The following is a 20,758-nucleotide window of genomic DNA, read 5'->3' as shown; positions in this document are numbered from 1 at the left end:
ATTCAGTCAAATACTTAATTTTCTCCAGACACTGTTCGGATCTTTTTTAAAGTTTCGAAGATAGTGCCTCACAATGAATCCGCCGAATTGTAGATGTAGCTGCTGGCCGATGCTTGACGATCATCGCTAACAAAGACGTACCAATCGGCCTGTTTCTGTATCGCGGCGGCCGGCAGAAGCCCCTCATAACGTCCGTTGGATAGAGGAATCGCATCGATGGCGACCCAACTGCGGTTCACCCAAGGGTTATCCCCGTTGCTATAGTATAGCTTCGCTTGAGTTATCGCTGCTGTCCCACTCACTTGAAATGTGATCTTATAATTCTGATTAGCCGAGCGCTCTGTTGAGATGATGTTGACTTTCGGCAGCGGAGCCCCGGCGCCCTTCAGATAATAATCGAAGAAGAGCCTCTCTTGTGCCGCAGCATTCGGAAGCGAGCTTAAGGAATGATTCGTGTTCGGAGCGAATACTTGATTCTTCGCGCCCGGGATCTGATCCAGCGTCTTCATCACGGCGGTCGGCCAGAAGTAGGAATCATTCGACGCCGCTGCCAGATAAAAGTTTGCTTTAATATGAGCGGCTCGTCGTCCTGCGTCCAGATCGCGGAGCCAATGGGTCTTCTCAACGGAGCCCTTGTTATCTAGGAGACCTGCGAAGTAGGAGCCGTGGTCGTAGAATCCACTCCCATAGATGGAATACGCTGCCTTTACTTGATCGCCCAGAAGCGAGCTGAGTAAAGTTGTCGAATACCCTCCCCAAGACAAGCCGCGGATGCCCAGCCGATCCTGCTCCACCCCTGGCTGCGCCTGCAGCAAATAGAAGCCCTGCAGCGCGGCGACCTCTCCTTCGAAGATAGAGCTGGATACGGCGCTTGGAAGTGCTGTGAGCTGCTTCGAACCATAGGGATCATTCTTCCACATGCCGGTGGACGGCGCTGCGCATGCCTTGGGATCGGCGATGCCTGGCAGCTCCGGAGTTACCGCGATATACCCGCGCTTGGCGTAATCGATAGCGAGCGCATCCTGAGTGCATTCCGTGCCTCCGTGCAGGATAAGCACACCGGGATAGCTGCCTGTGGCGGCAGGAGCAGCAATAACAGCATACACCTGATTCGATCTTGCCGCATCAACATCTGATCGATAGAGCACCTTCGTTGCCTTAACGGCTCCCGACTCGGTTGTTGTTTCACTAAGCACCTGAGTGATCAAAGGAGCCGTACCCGTTAAGTACGGTTGAAAAATATCTGGCGCGGCAGGCGGCGCTATAGGCAAGGTATCCGTAATCGTCAGATCCTTCGTGACGGTCTTTCCGTTATATGATCCGGTAACCGCAACTTTGCCGCTGCGCAAGGCCGACACTTGACCATTGGCCGCTACAGCCGCCGTTCCTTGATTCGTAGAACTCCATGCTACACTGGCTGCCGGTATGTCTTCACCTGCGATCCTTGCAATCAGCTGCGTCCGCTCGGTCACATTCATCGTCTGCTCCCGCTCTGCGGACAGCACCCGGAACTCCTTGAAGCCGCCCGATTCTGCCGCCGTTTTCTGAATGCGGACATAACGGTACATGCCCGGGTCTGTAACAGTATAACTCCAGAGAAGACCCGTAAAAGGTGTAGACCCAATCGTTGCAAGTACAGTAGAACCGGTGAAGTCTTCCGTATTCGAGCCGATAATTTTATAATTGCGTGTTTCAAAATCAAGGGTCGTTCCCGGAGAAGCACCGTCTCTTGGGACAATCTGCAGCTTATGAATCCGCCGGGAGCTACCTAGATCGACTTGCCAGTATTCCCCGTTGCGCCATTCGGATACCCATACTGAACTGGCATTGCCGTCATTGCCATTCTGCGGCGCATATTGCGGATTGTTGTTCAGATAACTGGAAGCCTTGACGGGCTTGCGATCGGAAATCGTACTATACAAGGCATCCGTTAGCTGAGGAACGATGCCCCAAACCTCAAATTCAGAGAATCCAAGACTGCTATTCGCCACTTGCTTCTCTACACGAATATAGCGGAATTGTTCCTGCACGCTAACGGGCAGTACCAGCTCATACAGCTGGTTGTACGAGAGATGCTCCGCCAGCTTCGTCTTCGTACTGAAGTCCGCCGTATTGGAACCGTAGACCGCTACGTTCGCCGACTCGTATGCGGTGGTGCTATAGCGTGCTTTCATTCGAATCTCCGTCACCTGGATGGATGTCTCCAGATCCACTTGGAACCATGCCGGATTCTGACCCCACGTGCTGTACCAATGCGTACTGTCGCTCTGGGAAGCATTGCCATCTACTGCCCTAGGCGCCGCCTCCGGGTTGGATGAGGCGGTCGCGGGCCTATTCAACGCGAAATTGCGCAGCTCCGGGTTCCATGCAACGGCCTTCATCTCAGCAATACCCAGCCCTTCTCCCGCTGCAGTCTTCACAATGCGTATATACCTGAAGCTTTGGGCTGTGCCTGGCTTCAGCAGAAGCTTTTCCTTATAAGGCACTGCATCTGCCCATCGGACACCAAGCACCTGATATGCGGCAAAGGTCGGATCATTGGAGCCTCTCACCTCGAAGTTTCTTCGTTCGCTTGGCGTATCGTTGTCGATGGGGAACGCCAGCTCCAGTTGAGCCACCCGAATCCCCTGCCCGAAGTCCATCTGCCACCAGCTGTTCGCTTCTCCGGCAGCAGACCGCCAGAAGCTAAGCACCGAAAGGTCGTTGGCTTTGCCGGGGGGATATGCTTCTCCCGCGTTGCTGGAGGAAGAGGCTGCCTTGCCCGCAGCTGCATTCTCCACCTCGCTTGTGTCAGTGAACGAAGGGAAAGCCTTGCGAATCGGCACCAGCACCTCCGACATCCCTGCACGCTTGCTGTTCTGGGGGCCCTGAGCCGTGCTGCCGTCCTTGAGCTCATCCGTAAACTCTTTCACAAGGGCGATTTGATCCAGATAGGTCTCAATATCTCCCCGTACACCCTGCAATGTAAGAGTATATTCCCCAGGTGTATCAACCTGCACCGTCAGCGGGTCACCTGCATCCGTTTTCTGTACGAAGGCAAAGTCCGATGGCAAGCTTACGGCCCCAAGCAAGGAGGAACCGAAGAAAGCGACAATCTTCCCGTCCTCGCTGGCAGACTTGCCCCTGATCAGCAAATGGTACGTGCCCGGGGATTGAAACTGGATACGATACGATACCGACGGCTTCCCTTGGGGATACGTCTGGGCCCGTGTAATCTCCTTAGCTCTGGTCATTAAGGTATACTTGGAGGCAAATCCCCCGAACCAGCCCAACACGCCGATAAAGGAGAAATCCGCTGCCTCCAGGCCCTGATATCCGGTATAGTCCTTCGCTTCAAAGACCACACGCCCATTCTCCTCCATGAATGGGGCCTTCAGGTCATTTTCTCGAATAGCCGTTGACCTCGGCTCAAAGCTTAGGGATTGCACATAGTTGATACCGGAGCTTCTTACGTTCGGACGAGGCTCATGCGGGAAGGATTGCGCTTGAGCCAACAGATCCTGGTACGCTGGCTCGATCCCCGCTTGTGCAATGATCTCCTGCGCCTCCGCAGGCCAGTCTGCTGTCGGATGAATGTGAACCTGCTCTACCTTGACATTAGGCCCTGGCTTGTATGTCACCACATTGCCCGTAGTAGTATACAGGTTGCGAATCAGTACGTCGTCCACATTGTTCAGATTGTAGGCCAGATAATCGCCGCGCTCGATGTCGAGTACATTATCGGTATCGACAAATCCTCGGCTGCCCTCATCATGATACAATGCGGCCGTATTGAAGGGAGAGAACACGTTCTTTACATAGTTGTTATTAAACGAAGAATTCTCGTGACGGCTCAGTGAGTAGATGGCCGCCCCGTCCAGCGACTTGCGGGAGAAGTTCATGATCTTATTGTATCCAACGGTAGTGTTCTTCAATGTAGTCGCACTCTTGTTCCAACCCCAACCGATGGAGATGCCCGAATAATTGACGCCGTCAATATCGTTGTGCACAATGTTGATCGTGTCTCCATACAAGGTGGTGATGCCCGGGGAGCCCGTGTAATCGACCCCAATTTCCCTTAATACGTTATTGGAGATCGTAATGCCGATAGGCAGCTCCTCTCCCGGCTCGTTGATCTCATTGTTGGCTGTGTTCCCTACACTCACCGCGCCGCCCGCGATATCCTGGAACACATTGCCGCGCACCGTCAAGTGGCGCAGTCCATTCTCGGCGTTAAGGGCGCTGGCACCGATGTGCTTGATGATGTTCCGCTCCAGCACGACATGGTCAGCATAATTGATGTTCAGGGCAGCCGGCAGCATTTCCGCATAAGCCCCTTTCTCCGTCACCCTGAGCGTAGCCTGCGTATGGGCGAAGCCCTCCGTGTTCACGGCATGCCAGGCAGCGTAGCGGAATGTAAGACCGCGAATCTCTACGTTTTGAATTTTATTCGCTGACGAAGCGCCGGACAGGTTCAGCAGCTTCTCCGCCTTCGGCACCACCACCTCGGCCTGCTGAAGATTCACGTCTTCCGGAGGGAGGTAATACAGATACTTGGATCGCTTATCAAAATAAAACTCGCCGGGCTCATCGACGAATTCGAGCGCATTCTCCAGTCGTGCCCATGCATTGTAGCTCATCTCAAAGTTAAACTTTGTCAAGTAGTTCGTTATATAAGGCTCGCGAAGCGTAGCCTTCGTCCACGGGAGGTCGATCTCCATCTTCTCGACAGGCAGCATGTAAGTTCGCCAGTTAACATTCTGAATATATAAGAGATCCTCCGGGTGTGCGATGCCTTGCGCCGGGAGATCTGCAGTGTCCAGCATAAAGCTGCGCTGGGTGCCCTCCATGGCGGCGGATTGTATGTTGGCCGAGCGCGAACGTTGCTGCTTCAGGCCATTGACATACAGCTCGCGAGCATCGTTCACGGTAGGAAGCTGGGTGCGGTAAATCCCTTGACGATAGTGCTCCCACTCGCCTTTTACCCGGACACCGCCGTCCAGAACGGGCTTCTCACCCGGATAAGCCTCGTAAATCACCTTGTGTCCGTTCTTCCCTGAATCCGCTTCCGTTAGTGTGAACGGCTCGTAGAGAGAATACGTTCCCCCGCGGAGGTAGACGTGAATGTCGTCGGTTGCAGAAGCCGTTATGGCTTGAACGGCTTCTCTCGCCTTAGTTAGTGTGGCGAATGGCGCCGCTTCCGTCCCTGGATTCGTGTCGCTGCCGAGCGGTGAAACATAGAATGCTTGCTGAGCAGCTGGGTCTGCCGCCCATGCGGGGTACACTGACCAAGGGAAGAGTGAAGCCGTTAAGAGCAAGGCTAATGCCCCGTTCAGGCAACGGTTTCCCTTCGAAACGCATCGACTCTTCATCAATACAACAACCTCCTTGTGATGTCGATTGACCATGGACTCGCATCATTACCTTCAGTGCGATATCGTCTGTCGTATTCGGAACAGTCTGCCTACGGTGCGTAATCCCCCGTACGGCCCAAAACAGCGCGTTCCCGCAAGCGCATACAAATCCACAGCCCAAACACGCTGGCTCCGTTTTACTTCGTCTTCTTCCACTCGTCGATTTGCTTTTGCTTCTCGGCGATAATTTTGTCCGCACCCGCTTTTCTCATTTTTTCCAAAAATTCAGGCAGTGTTTTGGCCGGATCGGCCGTACCGGACATCAGAATATCCTTATATTCTTTGTAAACTGAGGTCGTCTGCGCAATCTCCGTCTTCACCGGTTCGGCATCAAAGTTAAACCCGAGCGTCGGGGAAGCCTTGGCGGAGGTATTCATTTGCTTGATCTTCTCGAAGTTGCCTACATCTTCCTTGGACAAGTAAAATCCGTTGAACTGGTTGCCGAACATCCAGGCCGTATTGGGCGTATAGCCGCTGTCCTTGATAAGCTCGATAACCCCATTATCTTTATCGACTACGTTGTAATGCTTGCCTTCGATCCCGTAGCTGATCAAACGGTACAATTCCTTGTTCGTGTTCAGTAGTTCGAGGAACATCATGGCCCGTTCCGGGTTTTTCGACGTTTTGCTGATCGCCGTCATCGTACCGAGCGCGCTGCTCGTGGTAATCAGAGGCTCGGACAATGCACGGTATTCCATCTGGATACCGTTATACTTCGCCTTCTCTTCGCTTGCTACGCCCGGCTTAACGCCGACACCTGTCGTAAAGAGCTGATATTTCCCCGCCTTGTAGGCGTTGTTCACATCATTACCGCCCATGACTGCGGCGTCCTTGGGGATAATGCCCAACGTATACAAGGCCCGCTTGCGCTCCACTTCTTTCTTAAACTCCGGACTCTCGAACTGGTTGATCACGGTCAGTGACGGATCGTCCAGACGTATCCATCCGGGCGTCATCGAGCCTCCGACCGAATCCATCCCCCACAGGGGCGGTACATTGCTGAAGCCGTCTCCGCCGTCTTTATTGTATAACAGGGCGGGATGCTCCTCTTTCCATTTCTGATAATAAGGAGTTAGATCATCATAGCTTTTGATCCCATTTGCATCCACTTGATACTTCTCCAAATATTGCTTCGGGATGGAATACCCGTAAGGCATAGCGACAATCTGATAGTTTACGACACCATACAGCTTCCCTTTAACCTTGGCTGCATTCCACAATATCTCAGGCACGGCCGCCTTCGTCTTGGGTGCGTAGCTTGCAAGCAGATCATCCAGCGGAATAAATGCACCTTTGGCCACATTTTGATAATAGTTATTGCTGGAAGGCGAAGTATAGGCGAGATCGTATTCTTCTCCCGCTGCCGAAATCACGTTCATTTTCTGCTCATAAGCTCCCCAGTCGATAGGCTTCAGCTCGATGGCCGCGTGAATGGCGGGCTGCGTAATCTTGTTGATCGCATCTTGAACCAGCTGAACATCCTTGATGCTTGCTACCGGGTTCGGATAATAATAAGTAAGCTTTACGTCTTTCAGATGGTCAACTCCTGCTGCGGCTGCGGGGCTGACGCTGGAATCGGATTTCGTATTCTCCTGATTGGCGGTGTTGGAGTTATTGGCGCATGCGCTTACAGTCAAGAGCACGACCGATAGTGCAAGACAGGTAACAACGCGAATCGGCTTCACCTTACCGATGTCTGTTTGTGTGAACTGTAACACTAGGATGGTTCCCCCTTTTTCGGATTGCCGGTGAACGGCTTACCGTCAACATAACCCTTTTCCATAAAACCGAAAAGGATAAAAACACGTGATTTTCCCATAACGGCTGATAACCCGGGATCCATGATTACGATAAATTCCCGTTTTTATCGAGCGGAAGCTGTTTGATCCGGTAATCCCGAAGAGAAACTCCCATTTTTTTCTTGAACAGGGTGTAGAAGTACTTTTTATTTTCAATGCCGACCCGATTCAAAATATCGCTGAAACCAAGTGACGGGTCCTCCATAAGCTCAATCACTTTGCCGATGCGCAGGTCAAGCAAATAATCGGGGATCGACTTCCCGTAGGCTTTGCGAAACATTTTGCTAATATAATCCTTGGACATGCCGATTTCATCGGCAATTCCCTCCATGCTCAGATTAGGATCTGTGTACTTCGCCTCCATCAACGCAATAACGCTATCCAGCAGTACAGAACCGCGATTTTGTTTGCGGCTGCCGACCGTTTCCGATGTCCGAATGAAGATGCCGTGGAACATGTCCCGAATTTCCTCCAACGTTTCCGCTTGATGGATTTGCCGTATCCAATTGCCAAGGTCCAGATTATATTCATCCAGGCTGTTTTCTTCAATAACATAGAGAATGTTATGAACGACATAGGTGATATAAAGCACATTAGACATGATCACATCATGCGTACGAGAAGCCGTCTCTTCCATGAATTCGTCGTAGATCCACATAGCTTCATCCGTTTTGCCGTCAATAAGCGCTTCCCGAAGCGCCTGTTCCTCTCGTGCGAGTAGTCGGTACGCCTCCGGTTTCCGCGCGCTGCCCACCTTGTCGGCATGAAGGATACTGCCCTGACCATATACCAATCTGTAGTAAGAAAGCTGCTGCGTCTCATGGTAAGCTTGCCGAATATGTGACAAGCGCGCGTACCCGGAGCTGACGGAAACCGTCAAGGAAAGCCGGAGCGATTGGCTGCACCAGTTTTGCAGTTCCTTGACGACAGCAACGATGCTCTCTTGTTCATCCCGTTCGTCCTCCGGGTGCAGACCGAGCAGGATACATATGCTTTGATCGTCCAATTCGGCGGTCTCCGTCGCGTAGTGGACGCCGAACAATTCGCTGGCCGCGTTAACGATAGCGTAGCAGAGCAGAGTTCGGTCCTTCTCGCTGTAATTGGCCTGAAACTCGGCATAACGGTCGATTTTTGCCAGCAGCAGAACGTAGCTCTTTTTGGCGCCAAGAGAATATCCATATTTTTTAATAATATAACTGCCCATTTCGTCCGGCATTTGCGGATCGGTGATGAGTCTCTTGAGCATAACCCGCTTCTCTGTCTGAAACGTTCCCTGATTGGCAACATAAGCCTTCGTAAGTACTTCTTGGACAATATGCAAGTCGGCAAGCTTTCCGCTGTTCCCCTGAGTTGTTGTTTCGGCCTCGGAAACCCGTCTGGCGCTGGAGACAAGCTGACCGATCGGACGGTATAACCGGTGGGAGAGAAGAATGGAAGCCGCAATGGAAGTAAGTAAAACGGCAGTGCTAACTACAACGGTAACGAATCGAATATGCCGTACTTTGGTGAGGGCGCTTCCATAGGATTGAATCTGTACGAAAATCCATCCGGATTGATCCGAGGTTACATAGGTGACCAGCGATGCATCATCCCGTTCCCGGTGCTCGAACGATCCCGTGTCGCCGCCTTGCTTGAGAATACGGGCGAAGAAACTTTCCCCGGACACATCGGATAGGAAGGACCTCCCCTCCGAATGACTAACCACCAGACCGTTCCGGTTCACTACCAGCGTCTCGCCCCCCTCGTCCTGATCCGGGCCACGGCTGAAGGAATCGATCAGATTTTGCAAATATTCCGCTTTAATGTTGACGATAACCGCACCCGACACTCCCCCCGCGTCCGACTTCATCTCGTAGAGGATATAAGTAAACACCTTGGACATCTCCATCGGATCGCCCGGAGACGGTATCATTCGGGCAACCGGGACAGAAGGCTGCGGCAGCCGCTTTTCTTGAATCCAACCGACCACTTCCCGGTCGTAGAATTGCTCTCCGGAGCTGATCGGGCTGGCCCCTGTTGCAATATACCTGTCCAGCTTCTGATTATAAATGTAGATGGACTGTACGAAGGGGTACGTCTCCACCGTATGGTTCAGCTTGCGGAACTCCGGAACCAGCTCTTCCATCATCGTATCGTCCTGATACATAAGCACCGTTGTATCTGTGCTGTTAAACACCGACCACAAGAGATTTCTGACGCTTTCGTTCATATAACTGACACTGAAGCTAACCTGGGATAAATTCCGCTGATAGGCTTTGTTCAGGCTGGCCATGGCCGATTTCTCGAAATTCGCATACAAGATGTAGGAGAGCAGGATCGTAACCAAAGATACAACGATGACAAAATACATGAGCATTCTCATGAATAAAGATCTGTGAATAAGCGTACGCATACTTCTGTACTCCCCCTTGATGACGAAGCCGTCAGCCATGTCTTTTATTAAAACCATAACAAAAAACAAGAAACCCGTAAATGCGGATGCACATTCCAGGTTTCATGCCTTCTTCACTGGCACACAGCTTAAGATTTGACGGCCCCGACGGTGAGTCCCCGCACGAAAAACTTTTGAAAATATAAATATACAAGTGACATCGGGCCGACAGCCAACACGGCCATCGCCATCCGAACCGTTTCCGTAGGCACCATTTCCATGCCCGAGGTCGCATTCGGATTCAAATCCATAAACTCTATGGAGGTCATCAGCATCACCAACAAATATTGCAGCGGCAGCAAGTCTCTGTCATCGATATAGAGCAGAGCCTGAAACCAGTCGTTCCAGTAAATCAATGTGAAGAACAGTCCTACCGTCGCCAGCGCCGGCTTGGCCAGCGGTGCGGCAATCCCGAAAAAGATGCGGAACTCCCCCGCCCCTTCCAGCTTGGCGGACTCCACCAAAGAATCGGGAATGGTGGCAAAAAACGTTTTGAGCAGCAATACATAAAACGCGCTGACGGTGTGGGCAAGGATCAGCGCCCAGATCGTATCTTTTAGATGAAGGAACTGAGTGACCACGATGTAGGTCGGAACGAGTCCCCCGTTAAACAGCATCGTAAAAAACACATAAAAGGACAATCCGTTCCTGAAGCGAAAATCTTTTCGGGACATCGGGTAAGCGAGCAGTGAACAGACCAGAAGTCCAAGCAGCGTACCCACGGCCGTAACCAGAGCCGTGACTCCGTAGGAGGTCAGTAGCTGCTCGCCGTTTTTGAAAACATAGGCATAAGCTGACAAGCTAAATTCCTTGGGCCATAAACGGTAACCGTATTGGGCCAAATTTTTCTCTTCCGTTAAAGAAGAGGAGATGACCAGTATCAAGGGAATAACACATAACAGTGCGAACAGCGCCAAGCCTCCGTACAAAACGATTTGGAACGACCGTTCCGCTGCTGTTTTTTCGCTCACCGACCGGTCCGTGCGGATAGCGGAGCCTGCTTCCGTTTCCATTGAAAAAAAACCTCCATTCATAAATTAAAACATCGCATTCTCGCGGTCGATTCTCTTTACGATCATATTGGTGAACAAGACCAGCATAAAGCCAACTATTGCTTGATAAAAACCAGCCGCCGAAGATATGCCTACATCGCCCAGCGTCCGGAACATCCTGAACACATAGGTGTCGATGACATCCGTCGTTGCATACAGCGATCCGGCATTGCGGGTGACATTATAGAACATTCCGAAGTCCGAGTGGAAAATGTTGCCAAGTGCGATCAGCGTCATCATGATGATGACCGGCCGGATCAGCGGAATCGTTATATAGCGGACCTGCTGCATGCGGCTTGCCCCGTCCATCTTCGCCGCTTCGTAATATTCCGGATTAATGCCCAGAATGCTGGCCAGGTAAATAATGCTGGTGTACCCGGCGCCTTTCCATACCGAGAGCATCACTAATATGAAAGGCCAGTATTCGGGGGCGGCATACCAGTTCACCGTATCCATTCCAAACGCTTCCAGCGTCTTATTAACTAGCCCGTTGGTCGTCAGCAGGGCATACACGAAATAACCGACGAGCACCCAGGATAATAAATACGGCAGGAAGAATGCCGACTGGACGGTGCTGTGAAACCATTTGCTCCGCAGCTCATTCAGCGATAGGGCCAGAATAAGCGAAATGATCGTCCCGGTTACAATAAACAAGAAATTCAGATAGAGCGTATTCAACGTAATTCTCCAAGCATCCTGACTGGAAAATAAAAATTCGAAGTTTTTCAGGCCTACCCAGTCGCTTCCCAAGATGCCTTCGGAGAAATTGTAGTCCTTAAAGGCAATCACAATTCCGCCCATAGGCAAATACTTGAACAGAAGCAGATAGATGACCCCGGGGAGCGCCATAAGCATCAGCGGCCCGTTGGTTCTGCCTGTTTTCACTAACTTCCTGTACGCTGCGTTCACGAGTTGCATCACACCTTTTGCATGTTATAGTAAGCCTTGTTCCCGGTTACACCAACACCGTAACGAATTCATCCGGCGGAAGAAACGCCAAATAATCGGAGTCTTCCTTCTTGGCGGGATAACGCAAGGACAAATTAACGGAAAAGGGATAAAAATACGAACAGGCAACGTTCCGATGTAGAACGTTGCCTGTAATGCTCGAAAGCTATGCCCCTGCCTAATTAATCGAGGATCAAAGATTGTCAATCACTTGAACGGTTAACTCCAACGCTCTAATTCTTCTTTCTAGAAGCGTTCTTTGAGGAATTACTGCCTTTAACTTAGCACAGCTGTTCTCAATTGACGGGAATAAGCAAGTGAGAACATTAGGAGCCTCTGCTAAATCTTCTTGGATGTAATGATGTGGTCTTTGATCCCAAACATTTTCTAACACGGCTAACCCGTTATAGACAGCTTTGAGCCGTTTCTTTACTTAGGTCGTATTTGCACCTTTCTGAGTCATCTGAGCTACCGTCACTTCAATGAAAAAGGCAGCTGATCGTGGGACCAGCTGCTGCATTGTCACACTCATCTATCAAGGAGCAGCTTCGTTATAGTATAGACGAAGCTCCTTTTCAACGGGTTCTATCCTCTAAATAAAGCGCTTTATTGCTGGCTGTTAACCTAAAAAAGGCATTGATGCCGAATATATTAAACTTCAGTTTCTGCATCTTGTGCTTCCAGACTCTCCAGCACTTCGATTTCTCTGGCTCGTCGGTAAAAAGTCATCCTCTTCATATCGATCCCCCGTATCCTCAGTTGCAGTTATCAATCCGTCCTTCCACTCCTGTCATAGACTCTACCGAAATCGTCTCACACCCGTTGAATAACGCAAATTTTTGGAAACAACTTTTTAAAGCTGTTCGCAATTGCGTTGTTTGCTTCACACCGTTCTCGTACCAGATGTTTTTAACAACGAGCGTTCCAGTTTTTCGCTCCACGATTATCTCGGCTCGTCCAATGAAGCTCATTCCATATAATAGAGGCAGCACATAATAGCCGAATTTTCGTTTGATTGTAGGTGTGTAAATCTCCCAGGTGTAATCGAATCCAAACAATTCGTTGATCAGTTTTCTGTCCCATATGAAATTATCTAGTGGAGCAATCAGCTCGCAGCGCCATTTCGGCGCAGGATTTTGCAGAACGGCTTCAATAAGCGGCAAGTCCTCCACGCGGCAATAAAGTATATCCTTCACTTGTTCCACGGCAACAGCAACGATGCGAGCTTCGTGCAACAGCTGGCGGAAAACCTCGTTGCGCTGCTCCGCTTTCAATCCCCATATGTTCAGCCAAGCATCGGATGCGCGGTTCCATAAAAGGCCAACTGCACCGATTCGACGCAGTACCCGCCACTTGTGATGCTCCAGCTCGCCCTCCAGCGGCTCCGGCGCATTCAGCAGATTTGGCTGTATGTACTTCCCCGCGATATCGTAATATTTACGCGTTCCTTTTTTGTGATGTATAATCAACTCGCCTGTCGAATACATCTGCTCCAGCACCGACCGTGATGAATTGTTTCCGCTGCTCCAGTGGATGGCCGATCGCCAAGCGAAATTTCCATCCAATTTTAGATCATCCGAACTTAGCGCACCGTGATTTTGGATGTGAGCTCGTACTTGCTCTATCAACGCTTCCATTTCGGGATAACGCTTGGCATGTTGTCTGGCTGCCTGCCTATACCGCTCAAAATACGGCCAGTCCTCGACGGGGATAATGGCCAAATTCTTGTCGGGATAATCGACAAGGATTCTATCATGATAAAGCAACTCGGCGAGCATGTTCTTGGTAAATCCTTTGATTCGCGACTGCAGCACCAGTTCGGCGTTTTTTCCGCAAACATCGATGGGATCGTATTGAATACAGCCGACCTGCCGTACAAAATCCAATACTCCCTGCTTTCCGGTAAAATGATATTCGCCCAACAACCCGTGCTTCAATAGCAGAAATTGCCGTGCCTGGCGGTTCGTCAATTGGATCATGTACACATCGGCTCCTTAACTAAACAAACGAGAGCCGTTTGCACATGATGATGGATGGCGGGATTGCTTATCTCAATAAAGTTACTATTTGCTTCTAATGATGGTATCCATTGGGGTGCTTCATTAGCAACCCCCCTTCCTAATTTTCCACTAACCGAAAATTGCTCTTTTTCAATGATTTCAACCACGCTAATTCCTCCCCCGATCCGCTGGAAAATGCAAAAAAAACAAACGCATGTTCCTATGTTACCATTACCTCGAGCATAAAAACAAGAGCTATTAAATGCTGCCCGTAAACGCAATGAAGCTGCCGATCGCCGCCCTTTTTCGAGGGGGCATTTTCATTTTCAGGAGGTATGTTTATTCATTAGTGAAAATGTTTGCTGATTCCCTTCCGGTCTTGTGCTGCGGTCGTAGTAAAAATAGTCCAAGTAAGACTGCGAGTGCGAGAAAGACTGCGAAGAATCGGAAACCGATGTTAGAAGCTTGGATCAAAGCATCTTTCGATTGACCCAATTCCTGGCCCCCTGCACTAGATAATAATTGTGAAGCAACATCGGACTTGGCCACCAGCTGAACAACCGCCAACGCAAGCGCTTGGCTAATAGCCCGGCACATGTTGTATACGGTCCAGAACATACCTGAAGCAGAACCCGCTTGCTCTTGCGGAGCGGCTGATAGCACTGCTTTTGCAAGTGATGGCCAGGAAAGTCCGGTTGCAGCAGAAATGATCAAAAGCGGAGCGATGACTGCTATATTCGACAGCTTGGGGCCGAGCTGTCCAAGCATCAGTAGCGCGAGACCGATTAGAAATGATCCCAGCACAATCATTCTTGCGGGGCCTATACGATCGGCAAGCCTACCTCCGAAGGGAGCTGTGAACAGTTGGGGCACTGATAGCGGAATCAGCAACAACCCCGACTCCAATGGACTGAGGTGTAGTGCACCTTGCAAATACAGCGTAAGCAGTATGGTTACGGCGAAATAACCGATACAGTAGCTCATTGTAATTCCGAGCCCTATGGTGTAATCCCGATAAGCAAGAAGACCCAAATGAAACAATGGATGCTTAGCCTTCTTCTCAATGAAAACGAACGCAATCCATAAGAACAGCACTGCTGCGAACAGTCCGAATGTTCTTCCCGATACCCATCCCCAAGTCTGGGCCTCGGACAAGGCGATAAGCAGCGCGGTTAAACCTGTTCCGTACGTCAACACGCCGGGCCAGTCAGTTTTCGATTTTTCGCTTGATTTATCATCCTTTAGAAGTAGAATACCGGCAACCAAACCAACGATACCGATCGGAACGACCACGTAGAACATGGAACGCCATCCAAATTCACCGATTAGTAAACCTCCAGCAACAGGACCAACGAGAGAGCCTGTCACCCATGCGATATTGTTAATGCCGAGTGCGACCCCAAGTTCGTTAGGTGGAAATGTCCGTATCAAGATCGGAGTAGATGCCGCCATCGCCATGGCAGCACCAGTACCTTGCAGAAGGCGAGCCGTGATCAGAACTGTGCCGGAGTCTGACATACCGCAAAAAGCAGTAGCAATCGTGAACAGAGAGAACCCCCATAGAAAAATGCGCTTGGTACCGAACATATCGGACCATCGGCCAGAAGGAAGGAGGAATACTGTACTTGTGATATAGAACGAAGTAATCGTCCACATCCCCGTTCCAATCGAAAGATGCAAGTCCTCCATGAGCGAAGGGAGACCGTTAACCACAATCGTAGCGTCTAGATTAGTAATAAATGATACAAGTGTAACCACGAATAAAATGGACCATTTGCCCGACTGCTTGATTTTCATCATCTTATTTAATCCACCACTCTCTCATTCTTCTCATGGTCAAGCAGCCATTGTTTTCGAGATATCCCTCCTCCGTAACCGCCCAACTCGCCGTTCGAGTTGATCACTCGATGACATGGAATCACAATAGCCAGCTGATTGGCTCCATTTGCTTGGGCTACGGCACGAATAGCGCTTGGCTTTTCAATCGTCGAGGCAAGGTTGCCATACGAAGTCGTCTGACCGGGCGGAATTTTCTGTAATTGTTCCCATACCTTTTTCTGAAAAGGCGTTCCAATTAGTTTCACAGGCGTTTTAAATTCGGTTAACTTGCCTTCGAAATAATCCCTAAGCTCCCTTTCAATCGAATCGATCGGCGGTGTGCTGCCCGGAATGACCGCGGATTTTGTCTTCCTTCTTAGACGCTCGATCTCTCGCTCCAATCCTCTGCGATCTATAAATTCGAGTAAATATAGCGCTTGTTCATCGGCGATTGCGATCATCGGGCCAAGACGCGTATCCAACCACGATGCCTTTAAAATCTGTTGATTGCCCAATTGGGCAGGCGCTGCACCCATAATGCGCGAAAACGCATCCCTGAAGCCGCTGCCGGATTCGTAACCTGCGGATAACTGTGCTTCGATGACCGCGCTGCCTGCTCGGATCTGCTTCAAGGCTATTCCCATTCGCCGAGCTCTTGCATATTCAACAAAAGTCATTCCGAATCTCTTCTTGAACTGGCGGCGCACAGTTGAGGCATCCACAGATAATTTTCGGAAGTCTTCGTCTGTCCAGCGGTGTTCGGGGTTTTCTTCCACCGCGTTGACTAGCTTACGAACCAGCTCCGAGACATGGCCCGGATGAGACAACGGACGGCAGCGTTGGCAGGGTCTGAATGATGCCAGAAGGGCTTCCTTAGCAGTCTCATAGAATTCACAGTTTTCAAACTTAGGTTTTCTTGCCGGACAGGTAGGCCGACAAAACACACCAGTTGTCTTGACTCCTACATAGAAAATGCCTTCATACTCGGACTTCTTATCGATAAGCGCCTGATAATACGTGAGTTTCCTGTCGGGCGGTATCATTCTGCTCCTCCTTTTTTCATAACAGTTTCAAAATGAATTGAAGCCTTCTCCGAACACAATTATGATTATAATATTTTCAAAAAATCGTTGCGCCGAAAATCGGGCATTAATTTTTCTATGATCGCAATTCTAAGCGAGACGGTGAACACTCCAGCTACGGTCGCCAGATATTTTGCAGCGAAGAAATAGCAATCTGTAGCCGCAGCCGAAGATGAATTGATTTTCGGTACCTATCTGTACATTGTAGCCCGGTTTGAGCTGACCGTTTCGCATGTGATCTTCTTTCATCAGCATAAACGTGGCATATTTGTCGGTCTTACTGTAACTGTTCCGGCTGCCTATATATTGAAAATACAAAGAAACCGTTCCTTTCGTAAATGGTGGGTGGTACTTCCATTTTACCAAGGAACAGTTTCTTTTAATAATGGGACAATGACTTTTGGTGGTGTCATATAGAAACAAGCTCTTGCTGGTACCTCAGCTGTCGAATTTCACCTCTTAAGGTGCCGTTCATCCGGACATATCGGGCTTTTGTCGGAGTGAAGCGGATTACGTCGAGGCCGCCGTCCCCGGTTGTGGTATACATCCTTCCAGTTCGCCGCATCGTCTGACACTTGAATTCGGTAACTTTTTCCATAAGCCGTCTCCCAGTACAACTTAACTTCGTCAATGTCCATGCTTGAACCGAGGTCGACATAGTACCATTCGTTATCCGTATAATTAGAGCCCCATCTTGTAGTATAATCTCCGTCAACTGTAAGATACGGGGCCGTTTTTGAAGAGGAGGCATATGCCGGTTTATTCCGAGCCAGATTCGGCCGCTGGATCGGTTCAGGGGTCTGTGTCGGTAAAATAGTCGGCTGTGTATAATTGGCTTTATTGATGATATTCATTTCGTACAAATTAGTAGCAGGCCCTGTACTTCCCGGCATCATAACGGTATCGAACGTAATCCCACTAATATTTTTGGTACTGCTGTAACCTTTCAGAGTACCCGCTGTCGTTCCCTGATCGCGTACATTGATATTTTTTACCTTCAGATTGTTGATAGTCCCTCCTCCGAAGCCGTCGGCGTTACGAATGATGAAGAACGCCCAGGTTCGGTTGTTATCATTGGTATATTCCAATCGTTCGATATCTATATTGTCGAAGGTGATTGTCTCGTATTTCGAACTCCTGCAGTTACAACTGCAGTTCTATCCGTGGTGCATCCTGAAAGCCCAATCGGACAAATGAATAATGGTCTTGATATACCCGAGTATTGGGATCCAGGTCCTTATCGGTCCATCCGGGTTTATCTTTGAAGCTATCCGGTCCCACCTTGTATACCTCGCCTTTTATATGATGATGGGGACCCAGCAGATTGCGACAGCTGTTCGCAAGCTCTAGCTCGATGATATTATCCCCTCTTCGGAGCAATGCTCCGATATCCGCCTCGTAAGGCTCCCACAGAAAAGTATGAGCCTGTTCACCGTTGACGATCAAGCGCGTGACAATGGCATCCGGCGGCACCGGGAATCGCAGTCTAGCCACGTACCAGACTTCATGGTTCATCCGAATTTGCTGCCGCAAGCGTAGCTTTCCTGCAAAGAACGGAAGCCCCTGCCGGACGAAATCCCCCGCCTGTACTTCTGTCGGCGGCTCCGTAAGCTCGAATGGACCGTCGGTGCGAACGGCGCGCCTCTCACCTTCCGTAAAAGACGATTTCGATCTGACGCCGAACTCCCCCAACAAATATACGCTCTCGATCTCGGAATCAAGTGTCAGTTTATTACGTTCCGATTCGAACACGGCCGCCCGTTCAATGGTTTCATAGGTAGCGCTCGAATTGCTGAAATACGATGCAATAATCAGCGTATTGCTTCCCCTTACGGCCAGTCCGCGAATATCGATCTTGCGAAAGGAGGTATCCCTCCACCATCCGCAGCTTACTGGATTCACCACGCAACCGTTCAGCGTGATCTGCGTAGTTTCTGGCTGTTCCATAACCATATACAGCTCTCGTGGAACTGACACATCGAAATCAACCTGAAATTCGAATTCCAGCTCTATATGAACCGGGCCCCCTATGGCCAGCAGCTGTTCCTGGATAAAAATAATCGGCTGGCGGTCTGACCATTCGCCGTCCTCTATTCGCAGTCGGCAAGTATCCAGCGTCAAGCTATTCAGATCTGAATATGCAATAGTCCATGGCCGGTCCAGCGAGTACGCGATCCTTGCCTTCGCTCCGTCAGACATTGTACGAGCAGCGGCTCCAATTCGGTTCGCTAACAAGTTTTCCCCCTTAAAGATTTTAGCAGTTACTGGCACAAGCCGAAGCATATGCGATTGCGCCGGAAGCAAGCTGAGCGTGAACCGAACGCCATCTTCCGTTCCTACATGGTTAAGCGGAACCACATCGCCTGTTGTCAAATCAATTATTTCTACAGTACCGCTTCGCAGCAGTTCTACCTGAATGTCTTCATAGCATTCTTCACCGGAATTCACCAAATAGTATAAGAAAGCACCTTCCAGTGTTAATGTCTGCACATTGATCGAATCCGCAGCTATTGGTTTTCCTGTACTGTCCGTCACCCGGATGAATGGCGCTGCTGCAGCGGATACCGCTTGCAGCAGTTCCTCCCGGCTCCACCCTGGTTTCTGTGCATAACCGAGAATTTCTTTCAATTCCTCACTTTCCGCCCCGTTCATCTGCGTCGGATACGGAGAAAATGCGATAAGGCGTCCCCCTTGCTCCATAAATTGCTGAAGCAGCTGTACTGTCCTCTTGTTTAAAGAGATGCTCGGTGGAATAACGACCACATTGTAGGAAGCCTGCCCTACGATGAATCGTCCGTCACAGACGCTGCCATGCGTCTCGATGATGCTCTCACTGCCGTAATCATGCTCGAGAAAGCTTTGGCACATCCAGCGCGTAAGTTGAGCGAAGGATTGGTGATATGGGATGATAGCTGAGGAGTCGTGTCCGCATTGCGCCACCCATGCCGAGCGGATCGGATGAAGCAGCAGGACGTCTGCCTGACGATTGCCTTCTGACAACAGAAGCGATAACCGTGCGAAGTAATCGTTGTATGCACGGTAATCATCCCACCATGGCTGCTGATAGAACAAGGAAGGCGGGTAATCACGCTTGCGCAGCCCTTTGAGCGAATATCCCTGCAAATGCTGGCAGATGGAGTTGATGCCATGAACGAACTGCCATTCCCCGATCCTTTTCAAATCCTGAAAGCTTACATTCCATCCGGAGCACCCATAACTTTCTGTGATGGTCCTCTTCTTGCCAAGCTGCCGGGCTACCGAACTAACCTGTTTGGGAACTATCGGCTCTTCGCTTACAAACCGCCCCAGCCAGTCACATCCAGGAATTTGCAAATATTCATAAAATGCCATCGGATCTCCGACAGAAGTGATCTGATTCATTAATTCCTGTTCATCAACGACATGACCTGTAGCCACCCAGCCTCTACTATGGCACCATTCGCCGATTTGCTTCGTATAAGCCTGAGTGAACATGGCGGTGACGCATTCCCAGTAATCGTACCTCGCCTTCCCGCATCCTTCCGTCGTGAAGAAAAGCGACGGAAGAACATCCCGTATATCATATCCATAACGGGAGCCGAACTCTTCTTCCAGGTCGAACGACCATGGATTTTGTCCCCTCGCGAATTGAGGTTCATCGGTGAATACGCCTCTTACAACATCTCCGAATTCCTCTCCAAACTTGTCCCAATACGCTTCGTAGGTCGAATCGATGAAAGCGCGAACCGCTTTCCTACTGAGCGTATCGATATAATACGGATTCACCATGTAAAAAATTCGTAAGTCGGCGTTGCTCTCTTCACCGGTCATTAGCCTGCGGTAACCGTTCCCGGCTCTAGCATAGTAAGCAATCGTTCGTTCCGGCGATAATCGGAACGGGGCTTCCTCATATGCAATCCGCTTTTGCTGAAAGTCGAGACCCATTGCGGGCACCTGACCGTCAGCAAACCCGCTCGGCCAGCCGTTCTCGTCGTAAAGCCACGGCTCCATTCCAAGCGATTTGCTTTTCTTTATACAAATTCGAATCGCCGCCATCCATTCCTCACCCATATAACGCGTTTTTAACCCGCTACGGGCATGCATGAAAAAACCGCCTATTCCCGCATTATGCATCTCTTCAATTTGCCTCTCCAACTCGGCTATCTCCAGCTTGTCGTTCCATGACCAAAACGGTACACTACGGTAACGGTTCGGTGGCCGCCGTAGCTCTCCCCAGAACGTCAATATTTCCACCT

11 protein-coding genes and 1 pseudogene are annotated in these 20,758 nt (G+C 50.2%); all 12 read right to left on the bottom strand.

Features of this window, described 5'->3' with window-relative positions; genetic code table 11:
• Positions 1 to 68 precede the first annotated feature (68 nt).
• Entirely contained in the window at positions 69 to 5,351 is a 5,283-nt protein-coding gene (locus B1728_RS25915; RefSeq protein ID WP_179136206.1) for a discoidin domain-containing protein, read from the bottom strand.
• Between the two features lie 179 nt (positions 5,352 to 5,530).
• On the bottom strand, positions 5,531 to 7,111 hold the full coding sequence (locus B1728_RS25910) for an ABC transporter substrate-binding protein (protein ID WP_079913313.1): 1,581 nt from the start codon (positions 7,109 to 7,111) through the stop codon (positions 5,531 to 5,533).
• Positions 7,112 to 7,238: 127 nt separating this feature from the next.
• Positions 7,239 to 9,584, bottom strand: a complete 2,346-nt coding sequence (locus B1728_RS25905; RefSeq protein WP_179136205.1) for an AraC family transcriptional regulator — start codon at positions 9,582 to 9,584, stop codon at positions 7,239 to 7,241.
• Positions 9,585 to 9,712: 128 nt separating this feature from the next.
• Complete coding sequence (locus B1728_RS25900) at positions 9,713 to 10,636, bottom strand: carbohydrate ABC transporter permease (protein ID WP_079913311.1); 924 nt, start codon at positions 10,634 to 10,636, stop codon at positions 9,713 to 9,715.
• 24 nt (positions 10,637 to 10,660) lie between these two features.
• Positions 10,661 to 11,593 (bottom strand): ABC transporter permease subunit, encoded by a 933-nt coding sequence (locus B1728_RS25895; protein ID WP_079913310.1) that lies wholly within the window; start codon positions 11,591 to 11,593, stop codon positions 10,661 to 10,663.
• 223 nt (positions 11,594 to 11,816) lie between these two features.
• Positions 11,817 to 12,095: pseudogene (locus B1728_RS36965) on the bottom strand (hypothetical protein); the annotation flags it as partial.
• Between the two features lie 283 nt (positions 12,096 to 12,378).
• Entirely contained in the window at positions 12,379 to 13,602 is a 1,224-nt protein-coding gene (locus B1728_RS25885) for a winged helix-turn-helix domain-containing protein (RefSeq protein ID WP_079913309.1), read from the bottom strand.
• Positions 13,599 to 13,790, bottom strand: coding sequence for a hypothetical protein (locus B1728_RS25880; RefSeq protein ID WP_079913308.1), 192 nt, complete (start codon positions 13,788 to 13,790; stop codon positions 13,599 to 13,601). The genes B1728_RS25885 and B1728_RS25880 overlap by 4 nt, the downstream gene beginning before the upstream one ends.
• A 172-nt stretch (positions 13,791 to 13,962) precedes the next feature.
• Positions 13,963 to 15,423, bottom strand: a complete 1,461-nt coding sequence (locus B1728_RS25875) for an MFS transporter (RefSeq protein ID WP_079913307.1) — start codon at positions 15,421 to 15,423, stop codon at positions 13,963 to 13,965.
• Positions 15,424 to 15,428: 5 nt separating this feature from the next.
• Positions 15,429 to 16,484, bottom strand: a complete 1,056-nt coding sequence (locus tag B1728_RS25870) for a bifunctional transcriptional activator/DNA repair enzyme AdaA (protein WP_079913306.1) — start codon at positions 16,482 to 16,484, stop codon at positions 15,429 to 15,431.
• 491 nt (positions 16,485 to 16,975) lie between these two features.
• Positions 16,976 to 17,611, bottom strand: a complete 636-nt coding sequence (locus tag B1728_RS25860; RefSeq protein ID WP_079913304.1) for a discoidin domain-containing protein — start codon at positions 17,609 to 17,611, stop codon at positions 16,976 to 16,978.
• Between the two features lie 55 nt (positions 17,612 to 17,666).
• Positions 17,667 to 20,747 (bottom strand): glycosyl hydrolase, encoded by a 3,081-nt coding sequence (locus B1728_RS25855; RefSeq protein ID WP_079913303.1) that lies wholly within the window; start codon positions 20,745 to 20,747, stop codon positions 17,667 to 17,669.
• Positions 20,748 to 20,758 lie beyond the last annotated feature (11 nt).

It is taken from the genome of Paenibacillus sp. 32352, from assembly GCF_002042965.1.
GTDB lineage: Bacteria > Bacillota > Bacilli > Paenibacillales > NBRC-103111 > Paenibacillus_S > Paenibacillus_S vulneris.
This window is presented reverse-complemented; position numbering and strand designations above follow the sequence as displayed.